Annotated in this window: 22 protein-coding genes; 5 read left to right on the top strand and 17 right to left on the bottom strand. The window is 51.1% G+C overall.

Features of this window, described 5'->3' with window-relative positions:
• Window position 1 precedes the first annotated feature (1 nt).
• From TK_RS08305 to twy1, 8 genes are all read right to left on the bottom strand, one after another.
• On the bottom strand, window positions 2-2,491 hold the full coding sequence (locus TK_RS08305) for a hypothetical protein (RefSeq protein WP_011250615.1): 2,490 nt from the start codon (window positions 2,489-2,491) through the stop codon (window positions 2-4).
• Complete coding sequence (locus TK_RS08310) at window positions 2,488-2,991, bottom strand: hypothetical protein (protein WP_011250616.1); 504 nt, start codon at window positions 2,989-2,991, stop codon at window positions 2,488-2,490. The genes TK_RS08305 and TK_RS08310 overlap by 4 nt, the downstream gene beginning before the upstream one ends.
• Window positions 2,972-3,415, bottom strand: a complete 444-nt coding sequence (locus TK_RS08315; protein ID WP_011250617.1) for a hypothetical protein — start codon at window positions 3,413-3,415, stop codon at window positions 2,972-2,974. Before TK_RS08315 ends, TK_RS08310 begins: the two co-directional genes overlap by 20 nt.
• Window positions 3,415-4,080 (bottom strand): class III signal peptide-containing protein, encoded by a 666-nt coding sequence (locus tag TK_RS08320; RefSeq protein ID WP_011250618.1) that lies wholly within the window; start codon window positions 4,078-4,080, stop codon window positions 3,415-3,417. The genes TK_RS08315 and TK_RS08320 overlap by 1 nt, the downstream gene beginning before the upstream one ends.
• Before the next feature lie 42 nt (window positions 4,081-4,122).
• The gene (locus TK_RS08325; protein WP_011250619.1) at window positions 4,123-4,737 is read right to left on the bottom strand and encodes a hypothetical protein; all 615 of its coding nucleotides are present in this window, start codon (window positions 4,735-4,737) and stop codon (window positions 4,123-4,125) included.
• Window positions 4,734-5,876, bottom strand: a complete 1,143-nt coding sequence (locus tag TK_RS08330; RefSeq protein WP_011250620.1) for a cell division protein FtsZ — start codon at window positions 5,874-5,876, stop codon at window positions 4,734-4,736. The genes TK_RS08325 and TK_RS08330 overlap by 4 nt, the downstream gene beginning before the upstream one ends.
• A gap of 7 nt (window positions 5,877-5,883) precedes the next feature.
• Window positions 5,884-8,151 (bottom strand): prenyltransferase/squalene oxidase repeat-containing protein, encoded by a 2,268-nt coding sequence (locus tag TK_RS08335; protein ID WP_083755810.1) that lies wholly within the window; start codon window positions 8,149-8,151, stop codon window positions 5,884-5,886.
• A 76-nt stretch (window positions 8,152-8,227) separates the two neighbouring features.
• Window positions 8,228-9,229, bottom strand: a complete 1,002-nt coding sequence (twy1, locus tag TK_RS08340) for a 4-demethylwyosine synthase TYW1 (RefSeq protein WP_011250622.1) — start codon at window positions 9,227-9,229, stop codon at window positions 8,228-8,230.
• Window positions 9,230-9,397: 168 nt separating this feature from the next.
• On the opposite strand from twy1, the gene TK_RS12125 reads away from it, so the two are divergent.
• Complete coding sequence (locus TK_RS12125; protein WP_011250623.1) at window positions 9,398-9,535, top strand: hypothetical protein; 138 nt, start codon at window positions 9,398-9,400, stop codon at window positions 9,533-9,535.
• On the opposite strand, the gene TK_RS08345 is transcribed toward TK_RS12125, so the two are convergent.
• Together TK_RS08345 and TK_RS08350 are read right to left on the bottom strand one after the other, a co-directional pair.
• Window positions 9,520-10,104: a HemK2/MTQ2 family protein methyltransferase gene (locus tag TK_RS08345; protein WP_011250624.1), complete on the bottom strand. Its 585-nt coding sequence runs from the start codon at window positions 10,102-10,104 to the stop codon at window positions 9,520-9,522. The genes TK_RS12125 and TK_RS08345 overlap by 16 nt on opposite strands.
• Before the next feature lie 22 nt (window positions 10,105-10,126).
• Window positions 10,127-10,648: a flavin reductase family protein gene (locus tag TK_RS08350; protein ID WP_011250625.1), complete on the bottom strand. Its 522-nt coding sequence runs from the start codon at window positions 10,646-10,648 to the stop codon at window positions 10,127-10,129.
• A 245-nt stretch (window positions 10,649-10,893) separates the two neighbouring features.
• Here TK_RS08350 and TK_RS08355 point away from each other — a divergent pair, with 245 nt between their 5' ends.
• The gene (locus TK_RS08355; protein ID WP_011250626.1) at window positions 10,894-12,162 is read left to right on the top strand and encodes a S8 family peptidase; all 1,269 of its coding nucleotides are present in this window, start codon (window positions 10,894-10,896) and stop codon (window positions 12,160-12,162) included.
• A gap of 75 nt (window positions 12,163-12,237) precedes the next feature.
• Here TK_RS08355 and TK_RS08360 read toward each other — a convergent pair whose 3' ends face one another.
• Window positions 12,238-13,410 (bottom strand): nicotinate phosphoribosyltransferase, encoded by a 1,173-nt coding sequence (locus tag TK_RS08360; protein WP_011250627.1) that lies wholly within the window; start codon window positions 13,408-13,410, stop codon window positions 12,238-12,240.
• Window positions 13,411-13,510: 100 nt separating this feature from the next.
• Here TK_RS08360 and TK_RS08365 point away from each other — a divergent pair, with 100 nt between their 5' ends.
• A complete protein-coding gene (locus TK_RS08365; protein ID WP_011250628.1) occupies window positions 13,511-14,302 on the top strand; it encodes an SDR family NAD(P)-dependent oxidoreductase in 792 nt (263 codons plus the stop codon).
• Window positions 14,303-14,340: 38 nt separating this feature from the next.
• On the opposite strand, the gene TK_RS08370 is transcribed toward TK_RS08365, so the two are convergent.
• From TK_RS08370 to TK_RS08385, 4 genes are all read right to left on the bottom strand, one after another.
• The gene (locus TK_RS08370) at window positions 14,341-15,843 is read right to left on the bottom strand and encodes a hypothetical protein (RefSeq protein WP_011250629.1); all 1,503 of its coding nucleotides are present in this window, start codon (window positions 15,841-15,843) and stop codon (window positions 14,341-14,343) included.
• Window positions 15,828-16,208 carry a hypothetical protein gene (locus TK_RS08375; RefSeq protein WP_143598708.1) on the bottom strand — a complete coding sequence of 127 codons (381 nt, stop codon included), beginning with the start codon at window positions 16,206-16,208 and terminating at the stop codon, window positions 15,828-15,830. Before TK_RS08375 ends, TK_RS08370 begins: the two co-directional genes overlap by 16 nt.
• Before the next feature lie 151 nt (window positions 16,209-16,359).
• Window positions 16,360-16,557: a hypothetical protein gene (locus tag TK_RS08380; protein ID WP_011250631.1), complete on the bottom strand. Its 198-nt coding sequence runs from the start codon at window positions 16,555-16,557 to the stop codon at window positions 16,360-16,362.
• Window positions 16,558-16,700: 143 nt separating this feature from the next.
• The gene (locus TK_RS08385; RefSeq protein WP_011250632.1) at window positions 16,701-17,600 is read right to left on the bottom strand and encodes an MBL fold metallo-hydrolase; all 900 of its coding nucleotides are present in this window, start codon (window positions 17,598-17,600) and stop codon (window positions 16,701-16,703) included.
• A 130-nt stretch (window positions 17,601-17,730) separates the two neighbouring features.
• Between TK_RS08385 and TK_RS08390 the strand changes: the two genes are divergently transcribed.
• Together TK_RS08390 and TK_RS08395 are read left to right on the top strand one after the other, a co-directional pair.
• Window positions 17,731-18,660 carry a hypothetical protein gene (locus TK_RS08390; protein WP_232500572.1) on the top strand — a complete coding sequence of 310 codons (930 nt, stop codon included), beginning with the start codon at window positions 17,731-17,733 and terminating at the stop codon, window positions 18,658-18,660.
• Window positions 18,661-18,735: 75 nt separating this feature from the next.
• Window positions 18,736-19,203: a hypothetical protein gene (locus tag TK_RS08395; protein WP_011250634.1), complete on the top strand. Its 468-nt coding sequence runs from the start codon at window positions 18,736-18,738 to the stop codon at window positions 19,201-19,203.
• Between the two features lie 9 nt (window positions 19,204-19,212).
• Here the strand turns inward: TK_RS08395 and gltA are convergent, their stop codons facing one another.
• On the bottom strand, window positions 19,213-20,658 hold the full coding sequence (gltA, locus tag TK_RS08400; protein ID WP_011250635.1) for an NADPH-dependent glutamate synthase: 1,446 nt from the start codon (window positions 20,656-20,658) through the stop codon (window positions 19,213-19,215).
• On the bottom strand, window positions 20,659-21,513 hold the full coding sequence (locus TK_RS08405) for a sulfide/dihydroorotate dehydrogenase-like FAD/NAD-binding protein (protein ID WP_011250636.1): 855 nt from the start codon (window positions 21,511-21,513) through the stop codon (window positions 20,659-20,661). It lies immediately after the preceding gene.
• Between the last annotated feature and the right edge of the window lie 157 nt (window positions 21,514-21,670).

Here is a 21,670-nt window from a genome sequence, read left to right on the forward strand (position 1 = left end):
ATCACTCACCCCATACCCAGAGTTTTAAAATGGCCACACGATAAATCGGCTGCATAACGGCACCAATATTACCAACGTCCTCAATCTTGACCTGTGGGAACGTGTTATGATACACCCACAGTGAGAACGTTATACCCTCACCCATCTTAGATGAGGATGGTACAAAGCACTTCATGGGAACGATAAGGCTATTTCCTGTCCTCTGCACTACACAGTCTTGAGGGGCTTCAGTATAGTTGAACTTCGGGATAAGGGTCAAGAGTCCATAGTACAATTTAGAGTTATTTCTAACAACGACCATCACAGTATACCCAACGTATTCCCCGGTACTGAACGAGGAGATAAGGGTGAAATTACCGTCGGAATCCGGAACAGTCACATTGAGTGCCCCGAGAGGCATCCATGAAAACATTCCCTCATAAAGCAAAACTTTTTTATTGCCCGCAACGGTATAGCTCTGGTTGTACGTCCTATATGACACCCGAACAGTCCTCTCCGAATGCTGGATCCACGTTGAGTTTTCCATAGATTGTTCAATTAAGTTTTCATTGCTCACAAAAAATCCGCCCACCATAGAGATATTAACCCAAGCAGATTTTTCTGGAGAAAACTCATAAGTTACGTTAACGCTAGTAACGTTAATACTAACGGAGCTACCCTCCCCAGAGGCTCTACATTCGGGATACTGGAATTCCGGAGCGGGGGGCATAAGCAGGGAGGGGAGATCGAAGTCAAATGCCTCGTCCTTATCAGGGGGAAGAGATAACGAGCCTGTGCCGTTAATCTGGATGTCAAAGTTCCAGTTAACGGACATCATTTCAAATTCTATTTGATAAAACCATCCTTCCCAAAAATCATCCCAGTAATAATACCCAAGGAGAATCTCGTTGTTATAAATCAATACGTCTCTGTGCTTCCATCTTCCTGTCATTAAGTTGTACCTGTATCCATCAAAAGAATAGCTACTCTGGCTTGTCCCAGTCCCATTCATTGCGTACCATGTGTCGCCTTTGGCATAGAGCCATCCATTTACGTAAAAGGGATTCCCAGACTCAAGCCCGATAGGAGGCTGAGTATCGTAGTACTCGTAAACATTTCCCTTAACTATCAAAGTCCCCCTTACAGTGAGTTTGCCCGAAACATATAGGTTGCCATAAACGATAAGTTTACTGTTCCAATCTATGGTAAGATCTCCATCAACATATAAGTTACCATAAACAACCAATCTTCTGCCCGAATCAATTGTCAAGTCGCCATTAACGTGAAGATCTCTGTGGAATATATTAGTTCCCGCTACCTTCATATCCCCATTGATAAACGCGTCCCCGTATACATCAACAGTAGTACTAGGATTCTGGGAAAAGTCCCCATTAACGTAGAGCTCGTCTTCAACCTTTAAGTTCCCAGATGGCAAACTCAATGAGCCATTGACAAAGGCCGTTCCTCCCACGTAGACTCTAAGACTTGACTGTCCATTAAAGTTTCCATTTACAAAAAGGTTTCCCCCAACCCACAGCTTCCCACTGTTTCCAACAGTGGCATCGCCACCGACATAGAGGTCATTAGAAACGTTGACGTTGCCGTTGCTCTGAACATCCAGACTACCGAGAGAGTAAAGACTCTCATTAACCGTTAAGTATCCGCTTGATCGAACAGTCGTATCACCATACACATAAAGGTTTTTACCAAAAGTTGCATGTCCATTTGATCTAATATCAAGAGCTCCGCCAATATAGGAGTCATCTTTTATATTGGTAGCATAACCACTGCTTCCTATATGGGCATCTCCCGTAACGTAGATAGCAGAAGTCGATAGCCATCCAGCCGAACCAACATCGAGACTGCCATTAACAGCCAAATATTGGCTTATATTAACCTTAAAGTTGTCCCCAATCTTAGTATTTCCATATACACACACGTAATATGGATTGTAATAACTACCAAACGAAACTCCCCTATGAGTAAAATCAAACTCCCCTTGTGAACACTGGGAAGCGTTTATCAGGACAGGTGTGTCCGAGTGGTTTCCAAGCTCACCCACGCTACATGCCGTCAGTAGTTCAGCACCTGAAACAGGGGATATTGTATAGTTATAAACTAGTTGGACAGATTGATTTGGCATGGATACCATCAACTTAAAATTATATCCGTTGGAGAGATCCCACAGAGCGCTCTGAAGAGAGGGATTTCCAGCTTTCACCCCCTCAACAAGGGCCATTACTTTTGAGTAATCCAAATTGTTACCCCTAAGCGACCTTAAACCAGGAACAATTACCGAAGCTATGTTCTTCTCCCAGTCTTCAGGTTCCCCAGGACTTCTCGTTAAAACATCCAGCATGTTCTCGGCTATGTTCGCCCTCTCGTACCAGCCAACGAGGGAAGTTATCTCGTTCTTAAGGTTCTCAGAGGTCGCTGAAACAGTCCCAACCACCATTATTATTATGACGAGTGACAGCATCGCATCCAGGGAAAAAATCTGTCCCCTCCTCACGGGAACTCCCCCCACTCGTCGTTCACGCTCACGTTCAGCACAACTTCAATACCGCCGTAGTACAGCTTACCGTCCCTCTCGCCGAAGCCCCTGATTTCCTTCAGGGACTCAACCATGGCCTCGCCGACGGCGCCCACGAGTTCTTTATCTACCGTTGAGTTACTCTCGCCGAGGGTTTTAAACTTAACCAAGACTGTCATACTGTCTTCCGTTTCATTCTGGACTTTCAGACCCTCGAACACAAACCTTCCAGATAGGTAATCATAGTAGGCGGTGATATTATCATTAAGGCAGTCAAACTCAGTCCTGTTCTCGGCTATCACTCCAACGCTGACGTACGATGCGACGTCCGAGGCGACCGACCTAATTCCCGCCAGGACAGAAACTTCGGAGTTGTTCTGCATATAGGAAGGGAGAATAACGACTACCCCCATGAAGATAACGGCCATTATGAACAGCATTTCAAGGGCCGTCTGGCCCCTACTTCTTAACGCGGACATCAATGGCACCCGCCGTTTGGTTGTAGGTGGCGTAAACCCAGAGATCTGGGGACGTCGAGTTCAGCGTAACATTGGTAGTCGCCACGAGGGGAACGGGGAGGTTCTGATAGACCCTGTAGTGTTCACCCCCTATTACCGCCGAGACATCTAGGCGTCCAGATGTGGAGTTGAGCACGACGGTTATTTTATCGCCAGCCCTAAGGTTCATCGGCACAGTTTTTTTAACGGAAAAGCCAGGCCCGGAAGAGTAAACTTTAGTCACTGTGTCCCTGAGATCAATCGCAAAGACCTTGAGCTTTGACGTCTTGTCCGTGAGCTCCGCACTCTCGACCTGGCGGGACGCAAGGGAAACTAGGCTGAGCACGGTGAGGGTAATCAGGGTGAAGGCAAAGATGACGTCAATGCTCAGCTGTCCGCGTCCCATCACGACTCACCTGGGTTGATGTAGATGTGTATCTCCCCAGCGGTCTCGTTATAGGTCCACATCTCGTCTTGATGCGGATTCCACCCCGGAGTCCACTCCACAACTATCTTCAGGTAGGAAGGCAACGTCTCGGGGGGAATTACAAGACCATAGACAGTTGTGGAGGTGCTCGACCCATCAAGCTTAATTTGAGTGCTGTTCCCAAAGGTGGAGTTCCAAACGGTAGAGTTCCCGAGGAGGTTGACGGCGTATAAGGATCTGCTCCAGAATACGCTCTTATTGTCGCCACTCAGAGCAGCGTTTGTTGTTCCCGTTCTGTTTATGATCGTAATATAAACCCCATAGTCACTTCCATAGGGCCCATAGGTGATGAATATTCCAGGATCAGTAACGCTCCACGCTCTCTCAAGATAGGAGGGGTTCCTAAGATAAACCAGCTTGACGTAGGATGTAGCCTTGGATCCCGGGCCCTGGGCATAGACCTGGCTGATCGTGTTCGAGATCGTATTTGCAAGGTTTTTCTCCTCAAGGGCCGTCTGGATTTTGAGAGTTTCGACCGATGGAGTACCCTCGCTAAACGACGTGTTCCGTATGGAGTACAGGAGTAGTATCGTAAACAGCCCGAAGATTATTATGAACTCAAGCGATATCTGACCCCTTCTCACAGATGTTCCCCTCCGTTCACTACCCAATACGGCACCCTCTATTTAATCATTGCCCTCCACTTCTACAACAAAAGTACCAGAGCGCTGGTTAAACGTTTTGACGCCAAAATAATCGTTTCCAAAGAGCTTAAAGCGATAGTTCTCAGGCCTTAGCCCATGCCTTCTCACGAGTTCGGCCATCTCATCTATGAAGAGCTGAGTCAGTTCGTAGTAGCTGAGATCCATTCTATCCCTAATCCACCATCTAAGGAAAAGAACCAGCGGAGCAATTGACAGAACTGGGAGTATGACGAGAGACCCGGATAACACCAAAAGGCCTGTTGAGACCGCAATGACAGCACCATATAGGGCATAGGCAGTTTTTTCGGCCTTCTTCAAAGTCTTTACCTTCTTCACTTTAGCCTCCCAGATGTCAAGAAGGGCAGGATTGTAGAAGTCAAAGGCCGTGTGTCTCTTCCCTTTCGCTATTCTCTGCCTGATTAGATCATCCCAGTCATCCGTGTAGTATATGACTTCCCCACGAAGCCTGGCCCGCTCGGCATCTATGGAGGAGATTATCCTGATGATATCCTCCGCACTCTCGTGGGCTATGTGGGAATAGACGGACTTCTCATCGAGGTCGAGGGCAGCTTCAACAGAGTCCTTTACTATGCTCATCGGGATACCTCCCGATACTCTGCAAATCCCTCAGGATCGTCTGAGCCTGTTGCCTCCAAACTTGGGTATACATCATCAAAGTCGGGAAGGCCAGTGAGCAGTTCCTTCTTCTTTGTTTCGGCCTCGCTCTTTGCCTGCATGAAAGACCTTGCGTATTCCTTAGCCGTCCTGACGATGTTCTCAATGCTCTTGCTCTCGTATATTCCACTCAAGAGCGTGACGACCTCGACGTCCCTTTCCCGAGGATCCGGGTAGAACCCCCTGAATATCTGCTTGCCCCTTATTTTCGATGTGAGATAATCCAGTGCCTCAAAGATATCGCTGGCCTTCAAAACCTCTGGCGGTCCGTGGATGGCGACAAGACCGTAGAGGGCAGATTCAATGTTCGCATCCAGGTAGAGCCCCTCGCTTTCAAAGGACTTGATGATGAGCCTGGAGAGGTTCTTTACCTTGGAAGCGTCTGCTTTGGCATAACCTACGGTTGCAAAGCTACCAAATGCCTTCAGAACGAACTTCAGGTCGCTCGCGTCGAGGGTCTGCTCACCGGGCACGTCCACGAGAGCAAGCAGGGAGGCTATTCTCTCGACAATGGTGTAGTTTATCTTCTCGTAGGCACTGCTTATATCGTCCCCGCTCTCCTTGAGCTTGTTGTTGTCAATGGCTATGATTGAGTCCGCTACCTTGGAGAGCTTGTCTATCGTTATAGCCGCGTTTATTGTTGGCCTTATCCCTTCCTCCTTTAGTGGGAGCGCCCCGATGGCAACGACGAGAGAGTCCGGGTATTCCTCCTTGAGGGCCTCTGCCAAAACCGGAGTTCCCCCTGCACCAGTCCCGCCGCCGAAGCCGAAGGTAAGGAAAAAGATGTCCACGTCTTCGTAGCCAACGATGGAACCTATCTTCCTCATCACCAGCGGCAGGTCGCGCTTCATGGCCTCTCTTCCAAGCAGAGGGTTGGCATTAACTCCCTTGCCCCCAGTTATGCTCTCCCCTATGAGTATCCTCCTGTCGTGGGGAATGTGCTTGAGGTATTCCAGGTCTCCCCTGGATGTGTTCAGCGCGATTGTATCAAAGTCAACCAGCGCAAACAGATCAGCTATCTTCGTCCCGCACTGTCCAACTCCTATTATCAAGGCCCTCAAGACGTTATCACCCCTCGAAAAGTATTTTGACTTCATCAGGAGTTATTGCGCCGTCTCCATTGAGATCCTTAACGCTGAACACCACGTAGGCACCGTGCAGATACTTGATCATCGTTGGGTTAACGATCAGGTCAATTGCCGGGAGAACTTCCTTCTCGGCCAAGAGCACTAGAACATAACCGTCCTGGGTTCTTCCAGGGATTATGGCTACTAGATTCTCCTTTGAGTACTTTTGACCATTTATCTCGACGTAGTTGCCCGCAACAGAGATATTGACATAGGGGTTGTAGACGCTTGTGTCAAAGCTACCGAATGGACCAACAAAGATGTGATTGCCCGTGAGTTCTCTGCCCATGTCGCCCTCTTTGAGGAGCGGTACGCCGCCAAAGGACTCAATTATTCCGCTGAGTTTCTCCGCCGCGGAGGCATAATCCGGGCTGTAATGAATGTACCAAGTTCCGCTGCCCAGCTTGCTAACCACGGACGAGATAAGGACAGGCGGCAGGAAGCCCGACTCCATGGCAAACTTGAATGCCAAAGCCTTTTCTACTATCCTGTTGCTGTTCTTTATCCCCTGGAGCAACGTACTCGCCATATCAAAGTAGTTCAGGTCATATCCATGCTCTATGAGCAGTTCGAGCGCTCTAACAGTGTACTCAATCGACGGAGAAGCCGTTGAAACCTGGCCGAGGATGTTTACGCTCTTCTTATAGTGACCCCAAAAGCCATCCTCAAGCCTCTGAGCGAGGAGCCAGTCGAGGTGGGGCTTAAGTTTGGCCTCGTCCACCGTGTCTGAAAGAGCCTCAAGGACTAGCAGGGTAGTCGGTACGTCAGGGGTACTCATGATGGTGAACGGAGTGAACGGATAGTTTATGAGCAGTCCCCAGCCGCCGTCAGTAAGGGAGAGCAGCCAGCTAGCGGGAGCATTAACCCCAGTAATGTTGAATGCCTTGAGTAAGTTTATTCCCATCGCCGTCTGGAGGGGCTGTGGTATTGAGAAGAACCCCCTCCAAGCGAACTCTGAGTACCTGTATTCGTTTATGAAATCAATGACGGATTGCCTCTCCTCGGGAGGCATATCGGAATACCTGGCGAGGATTAAGGCAGTATAGTAAAAGTCCTGGGTGAGCATACCCTCTGTCTCAACCTCTTCCATAGCGGACTTCAGATGATTTTCTGCCCATGCCGTTGCCTTGTCAATTGCAACCTGAGGCTTGGGAGTGCAAAGGCTCAAAAATTCGAGGGCATAATAGGTTGGCTTGGCCCGGGAATCTTCTCCGGGGGTGTAACCCCAGCCACCATCAGGGTTTTGTAGCGAGAGAATTTCATCACACATCTGGGAAACTGTCGGATATTCCTCACTGGAGATGACGTCTGAGAGAGAAGCAAAGGCCATGACCGCAAAGGAGGTAGGAGTGACGGAATCCAGCTCAGGGAGAGGCCAAATTGGCTCGGTGAGGACGAAGGTCTCGTTATGGGAGCCGAGGCTCTCCAGTATCACCAGAGAACGTGGAAGTTCTGAGGTCATGTTTTCAGTATACAGCGTGAGAGCGTACGTGAGCATGGCCCTTTCAGTGGGTTTTAGCTCTCCTGAAAGCATGGCGTAGGCAGTTTCAATAAGAGCAGAAACGTTGGCGTAGCCGATATAGTGGTACGCAATAAGCTTAAGAGCGACCATCTTGGGGGATGTCTCATTAATGGACTCCAGATAAGAGACGGCCTTGGATACAGTCGAATCCTCAATGGTGTATCCGTTTGCACCCAACCCCCATAGCGCGACAACCGTTAAGTAAGGCTCCGCAGGGGTTTTCGAACCGTATCCCCATCCCTGACCATTGAAGGAGTCTAAAAGGTATCTGACACCAGATTTAATTTCACCGGAAACGTCAATGGTCTTAAGGGGGAGATCTTTCACAGCCCCCAGGGCCGCCAGTGCGTATCCCGTGTCGAGGGGGTTACTGATTTCATTCGGGTAATAACCCCACCCACCATCGGAGTTTTGAGCGTTTTTAAGGTAATCAACAAGCTCCAGAATAGAGCTTTCAACCGTGGACTGATTCTCAACTTTTCCATAGAGCGAAGCCATGGCCATCAAGAGCAGAGACGAGTCCCTAACGTTATTGACGTAACCCTGGGCACTAGAAAGGTAGAGCACCGACTCGTCCAACATTGAGGCGCTTGCAACGGGGGCAGTAATAATCATCACAGTAAGGATTACAAGCAGCACCCTCGAATTTGCACACATACCTTCACCACCTAAGGGAAACGTTGTCATGAGAATAAATAAAAGTTTCCCATAGAATTCCAGATTAACAATGGGAAATCAAAAGGAGAAATCAAAACTCAATCACTCAATCTTTAATGAACCTTCCGTTCAGACCTCGTCCCTGCGGATCAACGTCGTCCCTCATTATGAGGACGACCCTGCTCGGCTCGTACTCGTCCTCAATGTGGTAGCCAGGGAGGTGCTTTACCAGCTCCTCGGCGAAGGCCCTTATCTCCTCGTGCCTCGGCATGTTGTTTATCGTGAGCCTGTTCCTTGAGAAGCCCACGAACATGTAGGCCTTGGCCTCGACGAACATCGGGTTGGCGAGCCTTATGAGCTTGGCGTAGCCTTCTGGATTGTGCATGTTCTCCCCCTTGACGAGGGTCAGCCTTATCACAGTCCTCGTCTGGGCGTCGCTCATAAGCCTGAGGAACTCCTTTATCCTCTCCCAGCCGTCGGGGATCATGGGGACGTTGACGCGGTTGTAGGTCTCAAGGTCTGGGGCGGTAAGCGAGACGTAGAGCTGGGTCGGGAGCTTATCTTCTCTCTTCATTTCCTCAAGCCTCTCGGGGAGGGTTCCGTTGGTGACTATGAATGTTGTGAAGCCCCTCTTGTGGAACTCCTCGACGAGATCACCCATATAGGGGTAAAGCATCGGCTCGCCAGAGAGGCTTATGGCCGCGTGCTTCGGATTCCAGGCCTCCTCGAACTTCTCCTTTGGGACGTTAGGGTTGCCCTTGTAACCCACGAGGAGCTTCCTCTGAGCCTTTATGCTCTCCTCAACTATGAAAGCCGGATCATCCCAGGGCTGGGGAAGCTCGGTTCCCAGGAAGCCTTCCATCGGGCGCCAGCAAAAGATGCAGTTGTGGGTGCACCAGGCCAAAACGGGCGTCATCTGGAGGCAGCGGTGGCTCGCTATACCGTAGAACTTCTGCTTGTAGCAGAAGCGGCCCTTTGTAAGGCTCTCCTTGAGCCAGTGGCAGAGCTTGACGCCGCTGTGGTGGCCCACTATCGCGTAGTGCTGTTTTTTGAACAGCTCGGCTATCTCCTCGGGCATGTTGGGGGTTGATACGAAAGTTATCGCCATTAGCCTCACCTAATTCCTCTCTCTAGGTTCAACTCAGGGGAGGTTTTTAAAAATGTGATGGGTCAGAGGTGGCCAATTGAGAGATTAATTTTTGCCCAATATTTTATCGTCGAAAAATACTTCGTCAATTTGCGAAAGGTTTAAAAGCAGTCCCTTCCTTCTTCCCCCATGTTCGAGAGAATAAAGCCAACTGGAGAGCTGAAAGCAAGGGAGATTAAAATTGAGTTTTTCGAGGACGATGCCAGCGACGCCGAAAGGCCGAAGGTAAAACTCCTTCACGAGATAAAGCGCTACTCCTTGGCATAAGCGTTTATCAGCACGATGTCCTCAAAGAAGATGTGCCTCTTAGCAACAACCTCAGCGGTTAGTCCCGCTTTTTCCAGCCTTTTAAGAGTCTCTTCCACCCCCGTTATTGAACTCTGGACTATCTGAACCACTCCACCCGGCTTTAGGTAACAGGGAACCTCATCTATGAACCTGTCGAGGACTTCTCTGCCAGTTTCTCCACCAACCAGGGCAAGGTCTATCGGTTCTTCAGGTTCGCCGGGCAGATAGGGGGCGTTGAACGTTATAACGTCGAACTCACCCGAAACGTTCTCAAATAGGTCGCTGAGTCGGAATTCAACGTTGATTATACCGTTTATCCTCGCGTTTTCTCTGGCCAGTTCAACAGCTAGGGGATTAATATCAACCCCAAGGACCCAGCGGGCTTTCCTCGCCAGGAGGAGGGCGATTATTCCCGTTCCCGTGCCCATATCAAGGGCTATGTCCCCTACTTTGACGGCGAGGTTTTCAGCGAGCAGGAAGGTGTCCTCAGCGGGCTCGTACACCTGGGGATGAAGCTTTATCCTGAGGCCTTGATATTCTAGGAACATAGTGAAAAAAAGAAGGGAGAAGTTAAAGCCTTTCCGCCGGCTTGTAAATGCGCTTCTCAAAGGTGACGAAATCTGCCCAGGAAACGTGGGCGAGAAGGCCCGCCTCAAGGTTGACGCTCCTCGGGCTGAAGACGTTCTCATCGTAGGTGTAGTCCACAACTTCACCGACGAAGAAAGTGTGGTCACCGTAGTCCCTCGCATCAACGACCCTGCACTCAAGGTTGGCAGCGGCTTCCTTTATGCTTGGAACAGAGACCTTTTTTGATGGAACCAGTGTGATACTCATTTCCTTCAGCTTTGAGGGGCCGCTTTTAGTTCCCGCGATCCACACGTCATCGAGCATCTTCAGGGTCGGCACGCTGATCACGAACTCCCCGTACTTTTTGATAAGCCCGTGAGTGTACCTTCTTGGGGACACAGCAACGCCCACCATGAAGGGCCGGTGAGAGAGCACCGTAACCCAGTCCGCCGCCATAACGTTGGCTTCCTCGTCCTTTCCAGAGATCACAAGGTAGGTGCGCATGGGGTAGAGCAGACGGTACATTGGAATGCACCTCCTTTAGTTCATATCTGTTATACTCCTGCCTCAAACTTAAAACTTAATCTCACACATGCAGTCAAAATTATTCGGAAGTAATTTGAAATTATGAACAATTTTTGCCAAAGTTCAGGTCAGAATAATGAATTTTCTGGATTGATATTGACAATAGTCCCAAAAGAAAAACAAAAAGCTTATTAGATGTTCTTAAATGTATTTTGTTGCACACTTTAGAACGGAGGTGTCTATAGATGAAGAAATCAATTGCCCTGGTGCTGTCTATAGTGTTGCTGGCGGCGCTCTTTGCAGTCCCTGCAAGTGCCGGAGAGCAGAATACAATAAGGGTTATAGTCAGCGTCGACAAGGCCAAGTTCAACCCGCACGAAGTTCTCGGGATAGGGGGGCACATAGTCTACCAGTTCAAGCTGATTCCAGCGGTCGTCGTTGACGTGCCGGCGAACGCCGTCGGAAAGCTCAAGAAGATGCCCGGTGTTGAGAAGGTCGAGTTCGACCACCAGGCGGTTCTCCTTGGGAAGCCGTCATGGCTAGGAGGCGGAAGCACCCAGCCAGCACAGACCATCCCCTGGGGAATCGAGCGCGTTAAGGCCCCGAGCGTGTGGAGCATAACCGACGGCTCCGTTAGCGTCATCCAGGTTGCCGTTCTTGACACTGGCGTCGACTACGACCACCCCGACCTGGCTGCCAACATAGCCTGGTGCGTCAGCACGCTTCGCGGTAAGGTCTCAACGAAGCTCAGGGACTGTGCGGACCAGAACGGCCATGGAACCCACGTTATCGGAACAATCGCGGCCCTCAACAACGACATAGGTGTTGTTGGCGTCGCCCCTGGAGTCCAGATCTACTCGGTAAGGGTTCTCGATGCGAGGGGAAGCGGCTCCTACAGCGACATAGCCATTGGAATTGAGCAGGCCATCCTCGGTCCGGACGGGGTTGCCGACAAGGACGGAGATGGAATAATCGCCGGCGACCCGGACGACGATGCAGCCGAGGTCATAAGCATGTCCCTTGGAGGCCCTGCCGACGACAGCTACCTCTACGATATGATAATCCAGGCCTACAACGCTGGCATAGTCATCGTTGCTGCCAGCGGTAACGAGGGTGCCCCAAGCCCAAGCTACCCGGCTGCCTATCCGGAGGTTATTGCGGTTGGCGCGATTGACAGCAACGACAACATCGCGAGCTTTAGCAACCGCCAGCCAGAGGTAAGCGCTCCGGGCGTTGACATACTCAGCACCTACCCGGACGACAGCTACGAGACCCTCATGGGAACCAGCATGGCCACTCCGCACGTGAGCGGTGTGGTTGCACTCATTCAGGCGGCATACTACCAGAAGTACGGAAAGATTCTACCTGTTGGAACCTTTGACGACATAAGCAAGAACACCGTGAGGGGAATTCTCCACATAACCGCTGATGACCTTGGTCCGACAGGATGGGACGCCGACTACGGTTACGGTGTTGTGAGGGCTGCCCTTGCCGTCCAGGCCGCCCTGGGCTGATTTAAAACACTTTTTACCCTTTTCTCCATTTACTTTCCTTCCAAAAAGAGATAAAGAAAACAAGAAAGAAGACGCTCAATCAATGCTCAAGTTGAGCTTCTTCGCCTGCTCCAGCACGTACTCTCTTATCTCCTTCGCCTTTGGAAGCTCCGCCACTATCTTGCCGTTCTCTATGAGCGGCTTGAGGAGCGGCTCGACCTTTGCACCGCAGACGGGACATTTCTCAAGCTTCTTCTCCACGGGAACGCGGTGGTAGTGGCCGTTCTCGCAGCGGTAGATCTGCTTCCTGCCGCTGAGCTTGCCGCGCTTCGTTATCGGCTTTCCTTCGACTTCCACGATATCAAGGGAGAAGTCAACCGGCTTAGCGCTCGCTATTGCACTGCCCACACCAAAGGCATCGGCCACATCCGCCAGCTCCTTCAGGCTTTCCTCGTTCAGTCCTCCGCTGAGGAATATTTTGACGTGGTTGTACCCCCTTAAATCTAGCTCCCAGCGAACCTCCTCGACGATCTTTCTGAAGTTGCCGCGTCTAGAGCTGGGTGTGTCAAGTCTTACTGCGTTGAGCCTATCTCCAAGGGCCTCTGCCGCCATTAAGGCCTCAAACTTCTCGTCGCATAGGGTATCCACAAGTGCCGTCCTCGGGACTTCGGGGGGCATAACCTCGTCGTAGTACTTCCAGGCCTTCACCTGGTCGCCGATTGTTAAGATCAGCGCATGGGGCATCGTGCCAACGGGCTTTTCGCCTATCATCTCAGCTCCTAGGACACCTGAGACGCCATCACAGCCACCAATGAATGCGGAGCGGTCTATCATTGGAGCTATCGCCGGGTGCATGTGCCTTATCCCGAAGGAGTAGACGGGCTTAAACTTGGCAGCTATCTTGATCCTGAGGGCGGCGGTGGCTATGCCGCTCGCTTGACTGAGCATGCCGAGCAAAGCCGTCTCGTAGATGCCAAACTCGTCGTAGTAGCCCTCTATCTGCAGAACCGGTTCGTAGGGGTGGAATATCGTTCCTTCAGGCATCGCATAGACGTTCACAGGGAGCCCCTCGAGGAGCTTCGCAACCTCTTCTATCCCCGCTAAAACACCCCACTTCCAGCCGTGAGGAAGGCTTGTGGTGCCCACGTCTGCGAAGACCCTCTTCTTTATCCCTTTCTCACGGAGGATTTTTTGGGTGCGGATGAAGTAGACGTCGGTCGTTTTGCCCGCCTTTATATCATCCTCATGGGCAATGTAGAAGTCGCGCATGGTTCTCACCTTGGAAAATAGTTAAGCCCCTCAATATAAGGGTTTTTGGTCTCCACAGACCTTATGAGGGACGAGTTCGTAATAACCCGTGGGGATTCCTATGAGAGATCCTATCTCCAAACTCGTATCCCTCACTGGAAAGAGGGCCCTTATCACGGGAGCGGCCTCTGGGATAGGGAAGGCAACAGCACTCCGCTTCGCCGAGGCAGGGGCTGCACTTGAGCTGGTTGACATAGACGAGCTGGGCCTCAAAGGCGTCAAGAAGGAGGCCGAAGAGTTCGGCGTCGAGGTGAATACCCACCGCGTTGACATCTCGCGTAAGGTCGAGATCGATGCCCTCTGGAAGGCCCTTGAGGGGAGAGAACCCAACATCCTCGTCAACAACGCGGGCGTCTACTGGTTCAAGGACTTTACCGAAGTTAATGAGGACTTCTATGAGAGGGTGATGAACATCAACCTCCACTCCGTCTTCTGGACGTGCCAGCACTTCGTGAGGGCAAGGAAAGATGAAGGCGGCGTTATCGTCAACGTGAGTTCAATCGAGGCATTCCTGCCCTTCGCGAGGGGTCTCGTCCACTACGACGTTGCGAAGCTCGGGGTCGTCGCCCTCACGAGGGCCATAGCCAGGGAGTACGGAAAGAAAATAAGGGCCAACGTCGTCGTCCCAGGGGGTATAGAGACGGAGGGTGTAAAGAGACTCAAAAAGGAGGCGATAATGAAGTTCGACACCGAAAAGATTGGCATATCCTTCCACTTTAACGCACGCCTTCCGATGGGCCGCTTCGGAGAACCCGACGAGGTTGCAAGGGTAATCCTCTTCCTCGCTAGCGATTTAGCAAGCTACGTGAACGGGGCTATAGTTCCGGTGGACGGGGGCTTTCTGTCCACATAGAGAGCACACAGCCAATTATGACACACCACAACTCAGTGTCATCGCTTCCCATCGTTTCTCCGTCTAAGGATGGCGACCGCCACCAACGCGGCAATAGCAGCAAGACCGCTCTTGATAACTGCCCCCAGCGGAATGCCACTCCTTGGTTTTTTATACAGCGCCAAAAGCATCTCCCGAGTTAAGTCGCTGAACTGACCGTTCTTAAAGGCGTACACGCTATCATCGCCGAACACTAACCACTCTCCACAGCAAAACGCCACTTTATACTCACGCCCTTTGAGAGAACCCGGCAGCTCAACGCCCTTCCCCGATGTGAGGTTAAAGACGTGGGTTAGATTAAAAAAGAGAACCGAACTTCCGCCGGAGACCACAAGAGGGAATCCAGGTTCGACTTTCAATCCTGATAGAGTCCACCAGGGCCAGGTCGCTCCGAAACTGCCGTAATCCCTCACGTAAGCTATCCTGACAAACGAATCGTTGACGCTAAGGGAGTTTACCGGATCGAGCGAGAGGTTCCTGAGCTCGAACAGCTCAAGCCTTAGGCTGGCCCCCTCGGAATTCCCGAAAATCGGGGTGGTCGATAGGATGTAGCCCTTATTGGAGGTCACTAACGCGTGGAGTTCAGTGTAGTCGTTTTCGTCTTCAAAAGTGCGAATTTTGGCGAAGTCCGTGCCGTTGAACACCCAGACTGTCACAGAGGAATCGTTTTGAGATTCTCTAAAGAGTATCGGGCTCCCGATCCAGAAATCGGGTAGATAAATTCCCGCGTTTTCTGGAGTCCTGTTTTCTAGCCTCCTATTGTAAGTCAACACCAGCGACGAATTCTCTATGGTGAACATTCTAACCCATCCACCGTCAGCCGAGACTACCAGGAAGGTTCTGTTACCATCGACGGCTATTTCAGTTGAGTACCAGCCTGTTTCGCTAATTTTGCGCTTCGTGAGAACATTGCCATTCTCATCAACCAGATAGATCCAGGAATCAGCGAGGACCAACCAGGCGTTGAGCTGGGGCACCCATCTCTCAAGCCCCGTGACGTTGAGGGGTATGAGGGTTCCATCCTTCAGGAGGTAGTCCCTGAACTCGTAAGAACACTCCCCGTGCGCGAGGTCGTCGTTTGGTCCAGCCCCCAGGAAGGTAATGTAGTACTCCCTGCCGTTCCAGGTGATATCAAGGTCGTTGTCGGTGCACGCACTTCCCCCACGGAAGGTGTGTACGAGCTCAAACTTGCCGTGGCGGTAGAGATAGAGCTTCACTGTTACGGTGTCCCCCTTCTGAAGGAGCCAGTATTTTCCATTCCAGTGCCTCACGATGTACTCCCTGCCGAAGGGGAGCTTCTCGGCCTCGAAGGAGCGGCCGTCGTAAACCACGCCGTAGAACCCGTTTGAGGTTTCGTTGAGGAGCAGGAACGCAATTTTATCGCCTGCAGGGTAGGCGTTCACGATTTTTAAGCTACTTTCAATGCCCAGTGCCGGAGCGGGGCTCACGATCAGAAAAATAAAGACAAAAGCGAGGGCAGCGCAGGTCACCAATCGGGGCATTTCTCCCTCACCAGGTTAACATTCCTCAGGTTGGTACCATAGTAGTAAGCTCTATTGGGCCATAGTTCGCTTGTATGGATATACACCCCATCAAGCCATCCCCTCCAATAGTCCAAACCTCTGATCCGGGGTTTTATTGTGTAATTTGAGTTATTAAAGAGCTCCCACTGCTCTTTATCATCCCTGACGAGTACAGGAATCTCGACGAGATAGGGGAGTTCAGGGTTTACCTCTTGTTCCAGCCATTGTGCCAGCTGCTTGCCGTCGTTGTAGCCATTATCGTAGGACTGACCTCCTCCCCGCCGTGAATGGCGAGGGTTCCAACGAATTAACCCCTCGCTAAAGGCGGGAAGGTTTACGGGCACATTACCTACTCCCGTTACCGGTTTCGGTTCAGCCCGAGGGCACGGTCTTGTGCCCATTACCCCTACCGCAAAGCGGTTTGGGGTTATGATTTAGAGGCCAAACCCCTTGGTTTTTGACTGTCTCAAAGGGCAGTTTTTTGAAGGACGCTTGTCAACGTCCTAACCACCCCAAAGCGGAGTGGTAACCGCTCATCGGCATCTGCCCATACTCTCCATCCCTACCAGGGGCATGGAGGACTATCATGTAGTCAAACCCGAGATCCCTCAGCTTAGAGGTCGGCATGTTGGTATCAAAGACCGCGTAGCTCCCGTACTGCGGCTTGAAATACCACAGCACATACGTCGTCATGATACCACTCCACTTAGTTTTTACCTTAGATACTTATAAATTTTTTGGATTTAGCATTTAAATAATGTGATAAAATCCATGTTTCAATAATAAACTCCAATGCTATGTATCAAGACACAACAGAATAAGGGGGAAAGCGTTGATTACAGTCTGAAAGGAACCTCAGCCCCTTCTCCTTTCTCTATCTTGTGGAGCTCCCGCCTGTATGCTTCAAGCGGCCTATCTTCAACCTTAAGGTAGCCGGCGAAGGTCTTCGGCCTTTTTTCCAGCTCGTCGAAGAACTCAGGATAGCGCTTGTCGCGAACTATGTGGTGGTCGAGGATTACCTCCGCGTTCGTCTCCAGGATTATCTCGTTGAGGTTCTTAACGCCGGTTTCCCACGATCCCGTTGCTCTCGGGCCGAGATAAGTTGGGGGTCCGCCGGTTATGAGCAGGTCGGGGTTCTTTTCGATTATCCACTTGACAGATCTCCTGTTCAGCAGTTGAATATCACTGGCGTGGATTACCCTTTTGGAGCCATCGTCGATGAGAACCATCACGACGAAGCCGAGCTTACTTCCCTCGCTTCCATGCGGTACTGCCGGTGAAAACTCGATTGTAACGCCGCCAAGGTCGAAGCTTCTCCCGTCCGCGTACTCGATCTTCTTCGCTATCGCCTCTGCGTTCTTGAGGAATGCCCATGCCCTCTTTCTCTGGCTGAAGTTGATGTTTTCGGTAGGGTGTTTGATGAAGAGAATCTTTCCCGCATAGATTTCCCTCGCGTAATCCTCGCTGGAGCTCTCGTAGAGGCCTTCAAAGAAGGGGGTATGATGGTCGTAGTGGTAGTGGGAGATAGTCACGATGTCGGCCTTCCTCGCGTAGCCTTGCAGTTTCTTCCTCATCTGCTGGAGAGTTTTAAGCTCGACTTCCGCAGGAGGGAGGCCGTAGCGCTTCGGGCCGAGTGCTACACCCGGATCAATCAGTATCCTCAGCCCCCCAGCTTCAACGAAGGTCGCCAGGCTCCTAACCCCAAGGCTTTCAGATGCGAGTGGGATGACCCTCATTTTATCACCCATTAGCCATGTTGATGAGCTGATTAATAATCCTGACTACTAACTTTCGGGTGTACAAGGCATAAATTTAAATAACATCCATGTATATCATGCGGATGTCATGGGTGTGTATAAAGCGGCTGTGGTTCCTGTGGTAATATTATTCTTCATAACTGGACTACTCGGCCACAATACTGGCCGACTTAGCGATATTCCTGTTATTGGACCCCCCTGGGACCAGTTAACTACCAAAATGATAGACAGTATCTACGATGCCCTCGGAATTTACCTCGGTGTTGTTGGAGCTTTAGATAAGAGCATTTCGGATCATGTCCCCGTTATTGGCTACTATCGGGGGGATGATTATCTATCCCAGAAGCTTAACGGTACATGTGCGTATCCATACTGGAGTTGCACTGGCTTCCCCCGTGAAGAACTACCCGAGATACTTCAGTCAGAAGTCGTTCAAAACTTTGTAACTTCCGTCATTGCGGATGCTGAGAAAAGGGTCGAGGAAGCAAATGTCCCAAGAGAAGATTACCTCCTTTACCTTAGAGGCACTGCATATGAGGCAATGGTAGAGCGAGCAAAGTACTGCGCAGGTGGACCAACGAAAGATCCCCGCTATGTTGTCTCTCACTGTGGAGACTGCGATGACTGGCATGTAATAGCCTACGCAATAATCTCCCGGATAAATGAAAAGCACGATATAAACGCAAGGTATTTCCTCACAATGACTATGGACCACGCGTTTCTGACGGTTTATTATCCGGACGAAGGCATGTGGGAGATATACGATTGGTTCCCTCCGATAGGTCAGCTTTATAGTGAGAACTCTTCAAGCTACATAGAGCTTAATGGACATTGCCCGTATCTATATCAACAAGATAAATGCGTAGTAAAAATTAGAAGGTTTGGGAAATATTATGATCTCCAAGATTTTTATGCCCATGAGGGAGAAGGAAATATAGGCTATATCTACGAGTTCCCCAACTTGAGGTACGTCTCTCTGGATGATCTCCTGGCCATAGAAGGAGACCCCGTGGTAAAGCATTTAAGCGGTAACCATTAGGTAATTCCGACCGATGAGGAGTGTCATCCCTCCTGATGTCGAGATGATGACATTATCCCCACCTGAGGTGTTCCCATGCTCGGGCTGTTCAGGAAAAAGAAGGAAAAAACGGGGCCGTTCGTTTATCTGAGCGAGCCTACCCTGCTTTACAACACCAAAACGGAGAAGGCCATAGTTGGGATAATCCGTGAGAAGCTCAACACCGATAATATACTCGTTCCCTCAAAGTACGGAATGAGAGACACCAGCAAATACATCCCCAAGGCGAGCTACTTCGTAGCGATAGCTCCCCTCGGGAAGTTCACTTCTCTAGTCGGAAGGGAAGTCAGGATAGCCCTTGAGAACGGCGTCAAAGTTTACACCCTCCTGATTGCACGGGAAGGGGACGAGCTTGTTTACCTGTGGGTTGAAGGTGTTCCAGAGGACGTCGAGTGGCTTTCACCTGAAGAGACCATGGAGTTCACCAAAAGCTTCCTGAACAGCGAGTTCATGGATATTCTCAAACATGGCCTCGTTTTTGGCTCAAGAAAAAGAGAATGGTAAAGAAAAGGCTCAGGCGTTTGCTTTTCTCTTCGCCTGTATGTATTCGTGGATTGCCTTCGCAGCCTTCTTTCCATCGCCCATAGCCAAGATGACGGTCGCCTCGCCCCTTATCGCATCGCCACCTGCGAAGACACCCGGTATGCTGGTCATGAGGTTCTCATCCACAACGAGCGTTCCGTTGGTGTTCGTCTTGAGGCCGGGGGTCTCGGTGATGATCCTGTTCGGCTCGAGGCCGATTGCTATGATGACAGTGTCCGCTTCGAGGGTTACATACTCGCCGGTACCGACTATCTTTCTCTTGCCCCTGGCGTCCCTCTCATCGAGGGGTCTCATCTTCTCGAACTTCACAGCCTTGACTCTTCCGTTCTCGTCGCCTATGAACTCAACCGGCTGGAGGAAGAACTCGAACTTAACGCCCTCCTCCTCGGCGTGCTTGATCTCCTCTATACGAGCCGTCATGTCCTCCCTTCCGCGGCGGTAGGCTATGGTAACCTCGCTTCCCAGCCTGAGGGCCGAACGGGCCGCGTCCATTGCGGTGTTTCCGGCGCCTATAACTATCGTCTTCTTTCCAATTGCTATCGGCGTGTCGTATTCTGGGAACTCGTAGGCCTTCATGAGGTTGACCCTCGTGAGGAACTCGTTGGCCGAGTAAATCCTGTCGAGCAGTATCCCTGGAACGTTGAGAAGCTTAGGCGTTCCCGCTCCAGTCCCGATGAAGACGGCGTCGTACTCCTGAAGGAGTTCCTCAATGGTAACAGTCCTCCCAACAACGTGGTCCGTCCTTATCTCGACACCAAGACGCTTGAGCTTGGCCAGCTCTTGATCAAGTATCTCCTTCGGAAGGCGGAACTCAGGAATGCCATAGGCGAGGACTCCTCCGGGCTTATGGAGTGCCTCGAAGATTGTAACCTTGTATCCCATCTTCGCGAGCTCTCCAGCGGCGGTGAGGCCAGCGGGGCCAGCACCAACGACGGCCACCTTTCCAAGTTCTCCCGTGCATCTCTCCTCGAACTCGCAGAGAAGCTCTTCTTCTATTCCATGCTTCCTCGCATAATCCGCGACAAACCTCTCGAGCTTGCCGATGTTAATCGGGTCTCCGACCTTGCCCATCACACAGACGCCCTCACACTGGTCTTCCTGGGGGCAGACCCTTCCGGTTACAGCGGGTAGGGTATTGTCGTTCCAGATTATCCTCAGAGCTTCCCTAACGGCCTTGTCAGGGTTGTCGCGATACTCAACGAGCTTGCTTATGAATCCTGGAATGTTGATGTGAACCGGACAGCCCTTGATGCACGGAGCGTACTCCACCGGACACTGGAGGCACCTTTCCGCCTCTTTAACTGCCGATGCGAAGTCGTAGCCGAGGTTGACCTCCACGAAGCTCTTTATCCTCTCTTCAACCGGAACTTCAGGGGTTGGGACCCTCTCCTTGATGAGCTTCCTTCTAACGGCCATTCAGATCACCCCCTTCTCGCGGAGCTTGGCGAGGTATCTTTCCCTCGCGAGGGCCTGCTGCTCGGCAAAGCGGGAGTCTCTCCTTATCACGTCGTCCCAGTCAACCTTGTGGGCATCGAACATTGGCCCGTCCCTACAGGCGAACTTTACCTCGCCGTCGTAGAGAATCCTGCACGAACCGCACATCCCGGTTCCATCCACCATTATCTGCCTCACCGTCGTTATCGTGGGGATGCCGTAGGGCCTGGTGAGTTCGGCGAGCTTCTTGAGGCTTCCCAACTTTCCACCCGCGAAAACGATGTCAACCTTGTCCTGCTCGATCAGCTCCTTTAAGACGTCAAGATAGTGGCCCTTCCTTCCAACGCTCCCGTCCTCGGTCGTTATGTAGAATTCATCGGCAACCGGCTTCGAGAGGAACTTTTCAGGATAGACGTGGTCTTTGGTCTCGAAGCTGTGAATCGCTATGGTGTAGTTGCCCGCCTCCTTCATCGCCTTGAGTGTGGCATAGCACTCAGCTTGGGCACAGACGGCATCGGCTGCAAAAACAACGTTGCCGTAGTGTTTGACTTCAATTGGCTTCCCAAGCGGCCCGGCAACGCTCAGAAGCTCGTCTCCAACCTGCTTCTCGTACCAGAGCTTGAAGGTCGTGACGCCGTGGCGCCTTATGAACATGCCCACCCTTCCAGTGTCCTTATCCGCATAGTAAACCGACATCGGCACCCTTTCGCCCTTCTCGTCCACGATGAGGACTATAAACTGTCCCGGCTTCCAAGAGCGGGCCACGTGCGGCGCTTCAACCTCCATGAAGAAGTCTATCACTGAAAGGTTCTCCTTGGCCGTTATCTTATATCCCACAGTGCACCACCTCGAACACGTGATCAGATATGTTCACCTTTAGTTTTGAACTCAAGGTTTATACGCTTTTTTTGAACCAAAGGTTTAGAACCCCAATTTTCACCAGAAAAGCCCTGAAGAACCTTCTTCAAAGAAAGGAGAAAGCTCTATTTCGACA

The organism is Thermococcus kodakarensis KOD1 (genome assembly GCF_000009965.1).
Classification (GTDB): Archaea; Methanobacteriota_B; Thermococci; order Thermococcales; family Thermococcaceae; genus Thermococcus; species Thermococcus kodakarensis.